We start from the raw sequence: 14016 nt of genomic DNA on the forward strand, positions 1-14016 counted from the left end.
TTGACCTTTTTCCTGAACAGCGTTCAAACCGGCAAATCCGGCCAGAATCGAAAAGGAACCGGTCCATGCAGAATATAAATACAACTGAATGAATTACTCGCGTATCCGTTTGCTGCTGTTAAAAAATGCTTTACCTTTTCTGGTTTTAATTACAGTTTACGGCTGTAATTGCTCTGAGTCCCAGTCTGAACAAAAAATTTCCAAGGCAGAAGGAAAAAATTACTACAATGAAAAGGCGGAGGTAAAATATGCCAAAGGTTTTACAATTGATTATTTCAGCCACTATAAAATCGTTAATGTCATTGGTACTTCCGGCCAAGCGGCGGACACTGCCAAATACCTGCTGCTGGAACGCGGCACTGCACGTCCGGAAGGATTTTCCAAGGCACAACTGATCGAAATTCCGGTACGCAGCATGGCCGTCATGTCATCCATGCACGTCGGTTTGCTCGGGTTTCTTGGTTCGGAAAATGTGCTTACGGGACTTGCCAATCTTCAGTATGTCTATTCGCCCGAAGTCATTAAAATGATCAGTTCCGGTAAAATTGCCGAGATTGGCCGCGATCAGGGCCTGAATGAAGAAAAACTGATTGAAATGCATCCGGGCCTTTTGATGACCATGGGCAGCCCCGGCGCCAAAAATCATCATTACCAAACGCTGGAACAGGCCGGAATTCCGGTACTGACCAATTCGGAATGGATTGAAAATACACCGCTCGCGCGTGCGGAATGGGTAAAAGTGGTTGCCGCTTTGCTCAACAAGGAAAAAGAAGTGAATACAAAGTTTGCGGAAATGGAGCAGGAATATAGCCGCATTGCTTCGCTGGCAGCCAAGGTGAAAGACAAACCCGCCATCATTTCCGGACTGAACACCAAAGACGCATGGTTCCTGCCGGGCGGCGATAGCTACATGGCCCGCTTTTTCAAGGATGCCGGCGCGGATTACCACTGGAACGATGTCAAAACGGATGCAAGTCTGCCGCTTAACTTTGAAGCGGTGTACCCGTTTGCACTGAATGCTGATTTCTGGCTGAATGTAGGTTTTGATAAAAATGACACGAAAAAAGGTATTCTGGCGATGGATTCACGTTATGGCGATTTCAAGGCATTCAAATCCGGAAAAATGTACAGCTATAATAACCGTGTAAACGAGCGCGGCTCCAATGATTTTTTTGAATCCGGGACCGTAAATCCGCACATTGTACTTTCAGACCTTATTAAAATCCTGCATCCCGAATTACTGCCGGATCATCAACTGGTATATTACAAACAGCTCAGATAATAGCCATGCCGGAACGTATTCAGTCTGTAAAAACATTGCCAAAAACCGCGGAAAGCAGGCAGAAGCTTATTCTCGTGACGCTGGCAGTTTGTGCCGTTCTGTTTTTTATACTGGATATTATGCTGGGCTCGGTGAAAATTCCTTTTGATGAAGTACTTAACATTATTTTCCAGCGAAAGTCCGAAAACACAGCCTGGCTTTTTATCATTGAAAAAATCCGCATTCCAAAAGCCGTTACCGCCGTACTTGCCGGCTGCGGACTTTCTGTAAGCGGACTTCAGATGCAGACTTTATTCAGAAATCCGCTTGCCGGCCCTTCGGAACTTGGAATTACAGCCGGCGCAGGTCTGGGTGTGGCGGCTGTTATGCTGGCCGGCGGAAGCAGCGCAGGAATTTATGCCATCAGTCAGCTCGGGATTTCGGGAAGCTGGTTGATTATCACCATGGCTTCGCTGGGTTCAGGGCTGGTTTTATTTCTTATTTTACTGATTGCCGGCAAAATCCGCGACAATGTCATTCTGCTGATCGTGGGCGTTATGATTGGTACCATTACACTTTCGGTCATCAGCATCTGGCAGTATTTCAGCCAGCCGGAACAGCTTCAGGAATACATCATGTGGACGTTCGGTTCACTGGGCGGTGTTACGCAATACCATCTGTATGCACTTTCAGGCGTTGTTTCATTTGGTTTGCTGCTTGCCTTTATTTCTTCCAAAGCCCTGAATGCCATGCTGCTCGGTGAAAATTATGCAAGAAGCATGGGGCTTGCAATCGGACGTACAAGACTGGTTATCATGGCTGGAACCAGTTTGTTAACCGGCAGCATTACGGCGTTCTGCGGACCAATCGGGTTTGTCGGCATAGCCATACCGCACATTGCACGCGCTTTGCTCGGAACTTCCAATCATCGCATACTGATTCCCGGCACCTGCCTTGCCGGAACGGTTTTGATGCTTTTCTGCGATATGATTGCGCAGCTTCCCGGCACGCAGACCGTCATTCCGATCAACGTGGTCACTTCGTTGTTTGGTGCGCCCGTTGTGATCTGGATCATTATCAGCCGCAACAATCTTCGTTCTTCTTTCTCATGAGCGGCGGCATTTCTCTTCTTGAAACCAGAAACCTGACAATCGGTTACCGATCCAAAAAAACGTTCAGGGTTATTTCTGAAAACCTGAACCTGGATTTGTGGCAAGGCCAGCTTGTGTGCCTGCTGGGTTCAAACGGCGCCGGAAAATCCACTCTGATGCGAACGCTTGGCGGACTACAGGCACCGATACATGGAGAAATATACATTGCCAATCAGAGAATAGCACAATTAAAACCTGCCGATCTTGCCCGCAAACTAAGCCTTGTTCTTACTGAAAGAATAGAAGCAGGCAACCTTACAGCACGGGAAGTAATTACGCTTGGCCGAACGCCTTATACCGGATGGCTTGGAACCTTGAATGCGCTGGACGAAGAGAAAATTTCGCAGGCTGTAACTTTGGCCGGCGCCGGAAAAATCATTGACCGGAAAATGCATCAGCTGAGTGATGGTGAAAGGCAAAAAGTAATGCTGGCGCGCGCGCTGGCTCAGGATACGGACGTTATTTTGCTGGACGAGCCAACTGCTCACCTGGATCTGCCCAGCCGGATGGAAATGATGCATCTGCTTCACCACCTTGCGCGGCAAACTCATAAAGCCATTTTACTGAGCACGCATGAACTTGACCTGGCTTTGCAGGCAGCGGACAAATTATGGTTAATGGAAAAAGACGGCAAATTAACAACGGGAATGCCGGAAGACCTTGTGCTGAACGGCACTTTTGAAGCTGCTTTTGCCAGACCCGGATTTTTCTTTGATAAATCAACCGGTACTTTTATCATTCAGTCTCAGCCAGGAAATAATTCTGTTTCTTTGAGCGGAGAACCAAATCTGGTTTTCTGGACCGGGAGAGCATTGCAGCGGGAAGGGTTTGTAATTGAAGGCGTACAGGAAGCTTTTTGCAAAATCGTGGTTGCCGAAGTAAATGGAATTCCTGTCTGGGAAATAAACTGGAACAACAATGTTTCTCAAACGACAAACATTGAGGCTTTGATAAAAACGATAAGATTCAACGTTAACGCATGATGATTTTCCTTATTCCGCTGGCAATCTGGCTGAGTACCGTCAATTGTTATCTGGCTTTCTATAAAGATGCACTGCAATCGTTCCGACGTTCCTTATTAACTGCCGCGACCGGTATTTTTTTCTTTATTGCCGCGGCAACCGAGCTGCTCAGTGCTGTAAATCTGATCAATACGGTTTCTGTTTCCAGCGCATGGATCATTCTGAATGTCTTTTTAATCTTCTGGTACCAGAATTTAAAATCCAGACAAGAAGGTGAAATCTGGCAAACTGCCAGAAGCTGGGTTTTATCATCAAGAGCTTTCCTGAAAAACCTCGGCGCACTTACGCAAGGAATCCTTTTTACGCTATCCGGAATTACATTCCTTGTAGCCGTTATAGCTCCGCCCAATAACATGGATGCGCTGAGTTATCATCTGAGCAGGTTAGGCTACTGGATACAAAACGGGAACGTGGAACATTATGCCTCGCATATTGAAAGGGCTATTTCGTTCAGCCCTTTTTCAGAATATATTCATTTGCACACTTTTCTGCTGCTTGGGAACGAACGTGTTTTTCAGCTGGTACAATGGCTTTGTCTGGCCGGAATTCTTGCTTATATCTCGTTATTGGTCGAACTATTTTCAGGAACACGTTCTGCCATGCGCATTGCACTTTGTTTTGCCGCTACCCTGCCGATTGTCGTGTTGGAATCCATGACAACGCAGAACGATCTTGTTGTTGCCTTTTTTATTCTTGCCTCTGCATTTTATGTTTTTGATTATGCAAAAAACCGCAGCCGTTCGGCATTGATTCTGCTTGTTCTTTCTGTTTCGCTGGGTATGATGACCAAAGGGACTTTTGTTTTTTATGCCTTGCCTTTTGGTTTGTACCTGTTTTTCTTCATGTTTTTCAGGCAGGATCTGAGAAAGTCGCTTGCTTATGCAGTTGCATACCTGACTCTAGGTGTATTATGGATCAATATGCCATTCTGGCTCCGTACATACGAACTTTTCCAAACGCCAATCGGTACAGTGACTAACGGCAATAAAAACGATTTTGGCAATCCGGCCGGTTTTATATCATCTGTTTCCAAGCATACCTTTCTGCATCTCGGCTTCATATCGCCGCAAAACCGGTACAATGCATTTATGGAAGCGCAGCTGAAAAGTATACACGAAGCGGTTGGCGTTCCGCTTCATGAATCCGGCTACGGCATGGATTTCAAGATGAACAAGCTGAATTTCAACGAGGATTTTGCGCATAACTTCATCGGCATGCTGCTCATACTGCTTTCGCTACCGTTGCTGCTTTTAACAAATATTTCCAGAAATGCCCGTTGGTATGCAGGTCTGGCTTTTGCCAGTTTTCTTGTTTTTTGTCTTTTTATCAGTTATCAGGTTTATGGCTCACGACTTCACATTCCGTTTTTTCTGCTGATTTCGCCTGTTATCGGTTTGGTTTACAGTTCTGTTTTGAAATTCGTATTAACAAGATTTTTATTGATTATACTCTGGATCTGTGCGTTGCCATTTGCCTTGCTGAGCGTTACGCATCCGCTTTTATCCACCAGATGGTTTTTTGAAAAAATATTCCCGGTTATCAATTCGGGCTTTCATTTAAATATCAATACCGATAATCTTTTGAACTTAAAACAGGAAAGCATTCTTTATTCCAGTCCTGAAAAAATCATCTGGGGCGATAACTGGATTGAAATTCAATCACTTAAATATTTTGTCGATTCATTGCAAGCCAGAAAAATCGGATTTGATTTTACAGAAGCAAGTCTGGATTATGGTTATCAATATATTTTGCGTGCTCCGGAAAGGCATTTTGAGCATATTGCCGTAAGAAATGCATCTTCAAAGCTGGAAAATCCGGCATTTGTTCCTGATTGCATCATTTCGGAGCACGATGAAGGCAGCGTATTTTCCTATCATGGGAAAATTTATTTCAAAAAATGGAGCGGCACTTTCAGATGGATCTATGTGCCTGAAAAGTATAATCAAACATTACCTAAATGAATAAAAAGTATATTTTCCTGATCATACTGGCTGTTTTGGCCGGCTATATTATTTACGATTCCACTTCACAACCCAACGTGAATGATCTGAAAGGAAATTTTAAAGAAGTTTCCAGTTACCGGAATGCCAACAATACCGGCCCTATTATCCGGATTTATGCCGTTACAGTTGAAAATACGCCTTGGGAAGAAATGAGAAAATACGGTGATTTGATGCCATACACAAAATACGGAAGTACAAAAGTCTATTTCTTCGATCAAAGCAAAGCATTTCCTGAAAAAGTAGTCCCTGAAGAACAAAACTTTGATGCACGTTACGCTGCGAACTGCGTTGCCATGTATTCCAAAGATGCAAATGGCCAGGTTTCTTTTTCACGTTATCCATTTAAGAAATAGCTGTTGGCCGTTAGCTTTTGGCTTTTAGCAATTAGATAATTCAGAAGAAACGACTTTACAACTACACTTTTTAAAATGGACCAAATCGTATTAGGATTTATAATTGGCTAACCCAGGAAATAATGGGAAACTGCTTGATTGTAGCTTCCCATTATTGCTTTCTACTTCATCCTAGCAGGAATTTACCTTTTCAAGAATTTAGTATTATTTCAAAGTGATTTTAGGTCTCTTATTTGAATAAGCTACATTTCCATAGACGATCGAACCATCTTGCAACTTCATATATGGACGATAGTACAATTGATAGTACTGGAAATCGATAGGTATAGATAATAAGTTTCCCTGGGTATAACTTATATAACTACCAAGGCTCGGTTTGTAAGCATTTATTTTTTTATCTGCTATAGTCGGCTCAGGATTAATTGGCTCAGTCGCAGTTTTTTGGTAGCTTAATACAACTCCGTACTCAACAGCCGGGATGGTGCCTTGTTTGATGATACTTATATTCATACCATTCGCATCTACCGGATTTGCTTGTAATTTCCAAGGAAGAATAATCGGCGTTTGATCGAAATAATTAAGTACATTTCCATAAATGGTAGAACCATCTTCCAGAACAATGAAAGCTCGATAATATATATCTCGATATACGAATGGTTCTAATATTTTTATTTCACCAGTTTTGATTGGTTTGCTAGAAGGGTCGCTCGGGTCAAATTTTCCAACGACATATTCTCTAACTAGGGGATCAGTAATCCGTTTAGGGTCTTTATTGACAGGTCCATTCATGTCCATTCTTGAACTTACAAGAAAACCCCAACTTATAGATTTTTTATAGTTAGGATCAATTTGATCAATGCTACCGTGTAAGGTATTTAGAGCATTTATTGAACCATGACTAAGACCACCGGTAACAATTTTAAATTCACTAGTTTGTGTTGCTGTTGGAAGCACGCCAACTCTTGCATTCGAGCTTTCATTAATGGCCGATTCCGGTGTCGGTGTTACTGCATCTTTGGAGCAGCTACTCATGAAAACAAGGGTGGAAAAGCATGCGGCAGAAGCCATTAAAGACAGGTTTTTAGTAATCTTTACCATTGTGATAAATTAAGTTTTGTGAATGAATAAGTTTAACTGGCTCCAAGCAAGTGAATTCTCCATTTCATCGCAAGAGGCTTATACCCAGCGGGAATTATCAATGAGCAGAAGGCAAGGATACGCTTGCCAAGGGAAATTTAACAGACGGAGCGTTTGATTTACTGGCCGGCAAGGTTATTTGTAGTTCTGGTTTCTTGTTCTGAAAGTACCAAAACGCTTTAAACAGTCAGTAAAATGAATATTTAATGAAGAGCTCGTTCAAGAACTGATAATCTCAGTTAACTTTAAGCCATTACTGATCCGAATTTAGTGTCATTTTTATCTTATAACTGTAAATGAGTTCATTAGAAATCGTCAAGCAATATTATACAAGTTTTAACCAGAAAAACTGGAACGGCATGCTTGCTTTGCTCCATCCGGAAGTAAGGCATGAAGCCAATCAGGGCGACGTGCGGATCGGTACCGGGAAATTCACTGAGTTTCTCCAGAAAATGGATGAATCCTATGAAGAAACCCTGACGGATATGGTTTTTTTTACCGAACCTGCGGATAGCCGCGTTGCCGTTGAATTTGTGGTAAACGGAATTTATAAAAAAGGAGAAGAAGGCCTGCCGGAAGCGTACGGTCAAACTTACGTGCTTCCTGCCGCCGCTTTTCTGGAACTAAAAGAAGGAAAAATAAGCCGTGTAACTACATATTATAACTTGCCGCTCTGGATCGAGCTGGTTTCCAAACCAAGAAATGACTGAAAAACTGACTTACATACAAAAAAAAGGTGCTGAAATCGAATCAGTTTTCGATGATCTGGCTTCATTGCGGATAGCGGTTTTCCGTGAATTTCCTTATTTGTATGAGGGATCAAAGGAATATGAAAAAGAGTACCTGAAAACGTATACGCAGTCTGAAAGATCTTTTTTGTTTGCGGTTTATGACGGTAAAGAAATGGTCGGGGCAACAACCTGTATTCCGTTAAAAGACGAAACAGCGGAAATTTCGGAACCCTTTACGGAAACGGGTTTTGACGTTAACGCTGTTTTTTACTTTGGCGAAAGTATTTTGTTACCTGAGTACCGTGGAATAGGACTCGGAAACCGCTTTTTTGATGAACGGGAAGCACATGCACAAAGTTTTGAGGAATATAAAATGTGCTGTTTCTGTTCGGTGGAACGAGATGAAAACCACCCTTTGAAACCCGCAGATTACCGTTCTAATGATATTTTCTGGAAAAAGCGCGGTTACATAAATGTCCCCGGAATCCATGCAGCAATGGAATGGCCCGATATCGGAGAAGCAGTTTCTACTTCCAAAAAAATGACTTTCTGGATTAAACATATTTAAAAGCATGAGCGTAACAATTGCATCCGCACAATACCCGATTACGGCCCACAACGGTTTTGGCCAATGGCGGCGGCATGTGGAACGATGGGTTGCCGGAGCAGCTGAAAAAAATGCGGAGCTGCTGCTTTTTCCGGAATACGGAGCCATGGAGCTTGTCAGTATTTTTTCCGGTGAGATCAGAAAAGATATTCGCCGGCAAGTGTTGGAAATGGATTCCCTCAAAGCAGACTTTTGCCTGACATTTGAACAACTTGCAAAAAAATACAATGTCATTATTGTTGCGCCGAGCATTCCGGTTATTGAACAAGGTAAAAACATCAACCGCGTTTACGTTTTTTCGCCTTCCGGTCTGGCCGGATATCAGGATAAATTTTTCATGACGCGTTTTGAAAAGGAGGAATGGGGCATTCAGAGCGCAGACAAAGTGCTTTCGGTATTTGAAGCATCCTGGGGAAAGTTCGGCGTCCAGATTTGCTACGATATGGAATTTGCACTGGGCTCACGCCTGCTGAGTGCGGAAGGCGCTTCGCTGATCCTTGCGCCCAGCTGTACGGAAACCATTCGCGGCGCTACACGGGTTCATGTCGGCGCACGTGCCCGTGCGTTGGAAAATCAGGTTTATACGGTGGTTTCCCAAACGGTCGGAGAAGCGTACTGGTCGCCGGCAGTGGATGTTAATTATGGTTATGCTGCATTTTATTCAACGCCTGACAAAGGCATGCCCGAAGAAGGAATTATTTCCAGTATGACACCTCAAAAGGAAGACTGGCTTGTACAGGAACTTGACTTTGACAAAATCGAAGAAGTCAGAGAGGACGGGCATGTGTTCAACTTCAAAGATCACGATGCTATAACAGCCGGACTGGAAATGGAACAGATTACAATGATTGATATAAAATTGTAAGCATTTCCAGTCCGGATTTTTTAAGCGAAGCCTTTTTAATTTATTTTTTCAATACTCTGTTGATGTCGTCTACGGTAACCCGGTCGGGCGTGTTTCCAAAATTCTGTCTGACGAAAGTCAGCAGCTGTGCCATTTCTTCGGGTTTGAGAAAATCATGTTTAGGCATAAGGTCGTTATACGGTTTTCCCTTTACCTGAATCGGACCTTCCAGTCCTTTTGCAACCACTTCAATCAACCTTCTTTTATTTCCTGAAACCCATTCGGAACCGGCAAGCGGCGGAAAACGGCTTCCGTCGCCAAGGCCATTCCGCTGATGACAAGGCGTGCAGTAAGTATTGTAAATGCGCTGGCCTGCAACTTTGGTTTTCATGTCCAGATTATCCGCTGCTTCGTCGGGCGTTCTGATATGCGCCATTAATTTGTGCTTTTCCATCGCAGCAAGTTGCTGAGCACCAAAGTTCTTTTTGTCCCCTTTATACATAATCCGCCATATTTTGCCTTTTACGGAATCTGTGATGTAGAGCGATCCGTCCGGGCCTTCTGCAAGTCCCATCGGCCTGAATTTGGCATCACTAACATTAATAATCGGGTCAATGCCTGCAAATCCATCGGCAAATACTTCCCATTCTCCAGATGCAACGCCATTTTTGAAAGGCACGAAGGCAACAAAATAGCCGGCCTGCGGATACGGTCCCCGGTTTGTAGAACCGTGAAAGGCAATGAAAGCACCATTTTTATACCTTTCCGGAAACAAGTTACCCTGATAAAACAACACATCATTGGGTGCCCAGTGGCCCGGAAATCCGATAATCGGCTTCTGGTATTTGCTTCCTTCGCCTTCCTTCCTGCCGTCTCCGCCATATTCCGGATTAAGCATTTTCTTCCCTTTTATCTGATCATAGTAATAGTACGGCCAGCCGATATTGGAACCCTGCTCTAACTTCACAAACTCCTCCGAAGGAAGTACCGCGCTTTGCCACGATGAAAACAGATCCGGAAATAAAAGGTGCAGATTATCCCTTCCGTGCACAACGGCATACAGGCTTTCATCAGCCAGATTCCACCTCATACCCACAATGCTTCTCAGTCCGGTCGCAAACAAGGTGCCGTCTTTTTGCGTCTGATCGAGCTTGTCGGCACTGAATTTCCATACGCCTCCATGCTTTTCCAGGTCCGGACAAGGATTCTGGCCTTTGCTTCCCGGCTGTCCGCCCGGAGAATTTACCATATCCTGACAAGCATCTGAAGGCGCTCCGAAAGGTACATACATATTGCCTTTGCTGTCGAAAGCCATGGGTTTTGTAATATGCCAGTGTGCGCCGTGTTCGTGATCATCTTTCAGGATCATTTCTGTTTTTTCATCAGGCAAAAGCTGGCCGGGAATGAGTTTGCTGCGGTAAACAGCCAGTGACGAACTGTAATAAAGGTATCCGTTTCGGATTGTAATGCCGTTGGCGAGGCTGCTGTGATCTTTGTAATTGCCGAAATTTTTGATAATATCCGCTTTTCCGTCGTTGTTCGTATCCCGTAAAGCCACTGTTCCGCCTTGCTGGCCATTTCCATAATACCGCAGTTTCACATAAATGTCACCGTTGGAATTTACCGCAATATGGCGGGCAAGTCCGGTGCTGTCGGCTACAACAACGGTTTTAAACCCGTCCGGCGTTGTAAGTCCGCCGTTATCCGGGTCACCGGCCGGAAGTATGTTTTTGACTGACTGATGTGCGCCGGTTGTCAGAAATGCTATGATTCCGAAGCACAATAATTTATTCAAAAGCCTTGGTTTGAGTTTATAAAGACGAGCCATATTTATTGTTCCGGTTTTTTAGCACTTAATCCATTCAGGTCCCACACGATTTTGCCTGCTCTTATTGTCATTTCTGTTTCCAGTTTTTTATTCCCATGAATGCTTTTTCCCGCAGAATCCATAAATCCGAATTGTCCCTTTCTGATACTGAAGATGACCAGATCCGCCGGATTTCCTTCTTTCAGATTTCCCAGATCGCTATGTCTGATTGCCCTGGCGGCATTCCATGAAGCCGTCTGGACAACCTCTTCGAGCGTCATTCCGAGTGCCATAAATTTGGACATTACATTCGTCATATCTTTCATGGCCGAGTTCATGCTGAAACGGTGCAAATCAGTTCCGAAGGAATTTGGGAAAAATCCCTGACTTACTGCCGGAGCCGCCTGATCAAACCAGAATCCTGCGCCGCCATGTCCGAGATCAAACAAAATGCCTTTTTTTCTGGCATCAAGCACAAACGATCTTACTTTGCCGTCTTCGCCAATGATTGGCATTCTTTCCGAAATGTTTTCAAAAGTATGCGTGATGATATCTCCGGGCCGCATTCTGGAAAGTTGTTCCTGAAGAGTATACTGTGGCAAATGACATTCAACAAATAAAGGCTTGCCTGCTTTTCCAGCAGCATTCAGCGCCGTTTCAAACGGCATCCATTCCTTGCCATTGTAATGCCCGATTTTCACACCGGCAATGATTTCAGGAAATTGCCGGATCATTTTTGCAGTTGAATCTGCATCCATATCCTCTGTATTTTCTTCCCGTTCAGCGCCGGTCATTCCTTCGCCGGCAATGTTCAGGAAAGCAAGAATTCTTGTCCTGGATTGATCAATAACCTGTTTTTTAAATAAAGGAAAACTTCGCCAACCGGACGTGCCTGCGTCTACAACCGTCGTCACACCCGAACGAAAAGTAAAATCGTCCGGCGAAACACTGTTGACGCCATTTGCAAAAAGGCCCGCTTGTGTGCCTACAAAAACATGTGTATGGATGTCAATAAAACCCGGGCTGACATACAAACCTTTTGCATTGATCACTTTTTCAGAAGAATCCTTTATTGTAACGGCTATTCTGGCAATCGTTCCTTTGCTTACCGCAATATCCATGATACGGTTTATGCCATTTGCAGGATCAATAACGTGACCGCCTTTGATGATCAGTTCATATTTCTGAGCAAATAAGCTATTGCTTAAAAACAGAAAAATGGCCACAGTAATCCGTCGTCTTTTCAAGAAAAAACAAAGAAGATTTTTATAGACCGCTTTCATTTATTTGCCCGCAGTTTCAGTTTCCCATGATGCTGCGCTGATGCCGTTCAGGTCCCAAACGATTTTACCGGCACGCAGCGTAAGTTCTGCTTCCAGCTTTTTATCGCCTTTCATTTTCAGTTTTCTTGTATCCAGAAAGCCAAAATCACCTTTTCTTAGGTTAAAAACGGCAACATCCGCTTCAGAGCCAATTGACAGGTTTCCAAGATCAGGACGTTTTATAGCCATTGCCGGATTCCAGGTAACACGAAGAATCGCATCGGGCAACGACATGCCGATATTCAGAAATTTGGAAACGACATTGTCCAGACTTTTCATTCCGCCATTCATGCTATCGGTATGCAAATCTGTGCTGATGACATTTGGCCGGAAGCCCTGCTTCATGGACGGAATAGCCTGCCGCCACGAAAAAGCACCGCCTCCATGTCCGACATCGAATATCAAACCCTTTTTCTGTGCTTCCAGCACAAATGGTTTTACCATGCCGTTTTCATCCACAACCACTTCGCGTTCAGTAGGACCGTAAGCGTAAGTATGCGTAAAAATATCACCCGGGCGTAGATAGTCCTTAAACAATTTTTCAATAGAAAGCGGCGGTTTGTGTTCTCCGAAATCGACCATAACCGGAACATCCGCCAGTTTACCGGCTTCTACCGCCTTCTCTACCTGTGCATAACCGCCCCAATAATGCGCAGCCTTGATGCCGACAATGACGTTTGGAAAAAGTTTCTTGATCATATTGGCCGTCATAACCGGATTCATATCCGTCAGGTCCTGCTCTTCGTACCGGCTTGCCATACCTGTTCCAGTAATGTTGAGAAACGCAAGGACACGTGTTTGAGAATGATCAATGGTCTGCGATTTAAAGACTTTAAAATTTCTCCATCCCGAAGATCCGGCATCTACAACCGTTGTTATGCCGGCACGGAATGTGAAGCCATCCGGCGGCAGACTTGTAGCTCCGTTGGCAATATAGGCATCGGGAACGGTGCCGTTAAAAACATGCGCATGCATGTCAATCAGACCGGGCGTAACGTACAAACCTTTTACATCAACTACTTTTTTGGCATCCGAGGCAGAAATATTGGCTGCGACCTGAACGATTTTTCCGGCTGTAATACCAACGTCCATATCCGCATCAATTTTGTTTTTGGGATCAATTACATGACCGCCTTTCAGCAGAAGATCAATTGGCTGAGCGAAGGATGCTAAGGTAATAAAGAAAAAAAGAAAGGCGTACAGCATTTTCGGAATGCAGCAAGCTTTCCTTACAAAAGTTAAGTAATACATATTTTAAGAGTTTAGGAAAAGTTTGTCAGGATCTTTGATAATGAATATTTGTATTAAATCTGCCAAGATCTGGCTTCATATCAACTTTTTTAATTCAGTATTTCAGTAAAGTCCGTTACAATATAATATACAAGACAAAAAAGGTAAATTTCTATTGATCAGGGAATTCGAAAAAAGTGAAGATAATTGGTAGAGGGCTTTGTCTCTGTTTAAAGCTCGGAATGTCGTTTTAACTCAGGCATGTTGGGGAAACTGTCCCAGCACGCGGGCGAGTAGCAGGAGAGCAGAGGTAAAAACAGCGGCTTTCAACCAGCTTGATCCGGTACAAAAACAAGCAAGCCACTTGGCTGCCCTGCAAAAGTCCGCTTGGATGCTGTGTTACGTCTTTGTTGTGCTGGTATGTATTTGAATGTAACGCCGGGGCGGGGATGGAGCACAAAGAAAAAGACCATCTTTTTGGGGATGGTCTTTTTACGATGGTATTGTGGCGGCTACCTACTTTACCGGGTTTGATCCAAGTATCATCG

12 protein-coding genes are annotated in these 14016 nt (G+C 44.0%); 8 read left to right on the plus strand and 4 right to left on the minus strand.

The features are described 5' to 3' along the window. The first annotated feature begins 88 nt into the window (after positions 1-88). From FEM55_RS24450 to FEM55_RS24470, 5 genes are read left to right on the plus strand one after another with little or no spacing between them, the layout of a single operon-like run. Entirely contained in the window at positions 89-1282 is a 1194-nt protein-coding gene (locus FEM55_RS24450) for an ABC transporter substrate-binding protein (RefSeq protein ID WP_229209406.1), read from the plus strand. Between the two features lie 5 nt (positions 1283-1287). Beyond that, positions 1288-2373: a FecCD family ABC transporter permease gene (locus FEM55_RS24455; protein WP_138284094.1), complete on the plus strand. Its 1086-nt coding sequence runs from the start codon at positions 1288-1290 to the stop codon at positions 2371-2373. After that, positions 2370-3395 carry an ABC transporter ATP-binding protein gene (locus FEM55_RS24460; RefSeq protein WP_138284098.1) on the plus strand — a complete coding sequence of 342 codons (1026 nt, stop codon included), beginning with the start codon at positions 2370-2372 and terminating at the stop codon, positions 3393-3395. The genes FEM55_RS24455 and FEM55_RS24460 overlap by 4 nt, the downstream gene beginning before the upstream one ends. Beyond that, a complete protein-coding gene (locus FEM55_RS24465) occupies positions 3392-5395 on the plus strand; it encodes a glycosyltransferase family 39 protein (protein WP_229209407.1) in 2004 nt (667 codons plus the stop codon). The genes FEM55_RS24460 and FEM55_RS24465 overlap by 4 nt, the downstream gene beginning before the upstream one ends. Beyond that, complete coding sequence (locus FEM55_RS24470; RefSeq protein WP_138284101.1) at positions 5392-5790, plus strand: hypothetical protein; 399 nt, start codon at positions 5392-5394, stop codon at positions 5788-5790. Before FEM55_RS24465 ends, FEM55_RS24470 begins: the two co-directional genes overlap by 4 nt. Before the next feature lie 204 nt (positions 5791-5994). Here FEM55_RS24470 and FEM55_RS24475 read toward each other — a convergent pair whose 3' ends face one another. Continuing rightward, entirely contained in the window at positions 5995-6888 is an 894-nt protein-coding gene (locus tag FEM55_RS24475) for a hypothetical protein (protein ID WP_138284104.1), read from the minus strand. A gap of 335 nt (positions 6889-7223) precedes the next feature. On the opposite strand from FEM55_RS24475, the gene FEM55_RS24480 reads away from it, so the two are divergent. Genes FEM55_RS24480 through FEM55_RS24490 form a run of 3 tightly spaced genes read left to right on the plus strand, consistent with a single transcriptional unit; the run spans position 7224 to position 9130 of the window. Continuing rightward, the gene (locus tag FEM55_RS24480; RefSeq protein WP_138284106.1) at positions 7224-7637 is read left to right on the plus strand and encodes a nuclear transport factor 2 family protein; all 414 of its coding nucleotides are present in this window, start codon (positions 7224-7226) and stop codon (positions 7635-7637) included. Continuing rightward, on the plus strand, positions 7630-8226 hold the full coding sequence (locus tag FEM55_RS24485; protein WP_138284109.1) for a GNAT family N-acetyltransferase: 597 nt from the start codon (positions 7630-7632) through the stop codon (positions 8224-8226). The genes FEM55_RS24480 and FEM55_RS24485 overlap by 8 nt, the downstream gene beginning before the upstream one ends. Positions 8227-8230: 4 nt before the next feature. Further along, entirely contained in the window at positions 8231-9130 is a 900-nt protein-coding gene (locus tag FEM55_RS24490; protein ID WP_138284113.1) for a carbon-nitrogen hydrolase family protein, read from the plus strand. 40 nt (positions 9131-9170) lie between these two features. Here FEM55_RS24490 and FEM55_RS24495 read toward each other — a convergent pair whose 3' ends face one another. Genes FEM55_RS24495 through FEM55_RS24505 form a run of 3 tightly spaced genes read right to left on the minus strand, consistent with a single transcriptional unit; the run spans position 9171 to position 13489 of the window. Beyond that, complete coding sequence (locus FEM55_RS24495; RefSeq protein WP_310588666.1) at positions 9171-10904, minus strand: PQQ-dependent sugar dehydrogenase; 1734 nt, start codon at positions 10902-10904, stop codon at positions 9171-9173. A 35-nt stretch (positions 10905-10939) separates the two neighbouring features. Beyond that, positions 10940-12163, minus strand: a complete 1224-nt coding sequence (locus FEM55_RS24500; RefSeq protein ID WP_229209408.1) for an amidohydrolase/deacetylase family metallohydrolase — start codon at positions 12161-12163, stop codon at positions 10940-10942. A gap of 36 nt (positions 12164-12199) precedes the next feature. After that, positions 12200-13489: an amidohydrolase/deacetylase family metallohydrolase gene (locus tag FEM55_RS24505; protein WP_138284122.1), complete on the minus strand. Its 1290-nt coding sequence runs from the start codon at positions 13487-13489 to the stop codon at positions 12200-12202. Between the last annotated feature and the right edge of the window lie 527 nt (positions 13490-14016).

This window comes from Dyadobacter sediminis, from assembly GCF_005860765.1.
Taxonomy (GTDB): domain Bacteria; phylum Bacteroidota; class Bacteroidia; order Cytophagales; family Spirosomataceae; genus Dyadobacter; species Dyadobacter sediminis.

Bases quoted from the DNA above. Each gene is read 5' to 3' on its own strand.
- FEM55_RS24505 (WP_138284122.1), bottom strand. From the start codon at position 13,489: ATGTATTACTTAACTTTTGTAAGGAAAGCTTGCTGCATTCCGAAAATG.
- FEM55_RS24475 (WP_138284104.1), bottom strand. From the start codon at position 6,888: ATGGTAAAGATTACTAAAAACCTGTCTTTAATGGCTTCTGCCGCATGC.
- FEM55_RS24455 (WP_138284094.1), top strand. From the start codon at position 1,288: ATGCCGGAACGTATTCAGTCTGTAAAAACATTGCCAAAAACCGCGGAA.
- FEM55_RS24480 (WP_138284106.1), top strand. From the start codon at position 7,224: ATGAGTTCATTAGAAATCGTCAAGCAATATTATACAAGTTTTAACCAG.
- FEM55_RS24460 (WP_138284098.1), top strand. From the start codon at position 2,370: ATGAGCGGCGGCATTTCTCTTCTTGAAACCAGAAACCTGACAATCGGT.
- FEM55_RS24450 (WP_229209406.1), top strand. From the start codon at position 89: ATGAATTACTCGCGTATCCGTTTGCTGCTGTTAAAAAATGCTTTACCT.
- FEM55_RS24465 (WP_229209407.1), top strand. From the start codon at position 3,392: ATGATGATTTTCCTTATTCCGCTGGCAATCTGGCTGAGTACCGTCAAT.
- FEM55_RS24470 (WP_138284101.1), top strand. From the start codon at position 5,392: ATGAATAAAAAGTATATTTTCCTGATCATACTGGCTGTTTTGGCCGGC.
- FEM55_RS24485 (WP_138284109.1), top strand. From the start codon at position 7,630: ATGACTGAAAAACTGACTTACATACAAAAAAAAGGTGCTGAAATCGAA.
- FEM55_RS24490 (WP_138284113.1), top strand. From the start codon at position 8,231: ATGAGCGTAACAATTGCATCCGCACAATACCCGATTACGGCCCACAAC.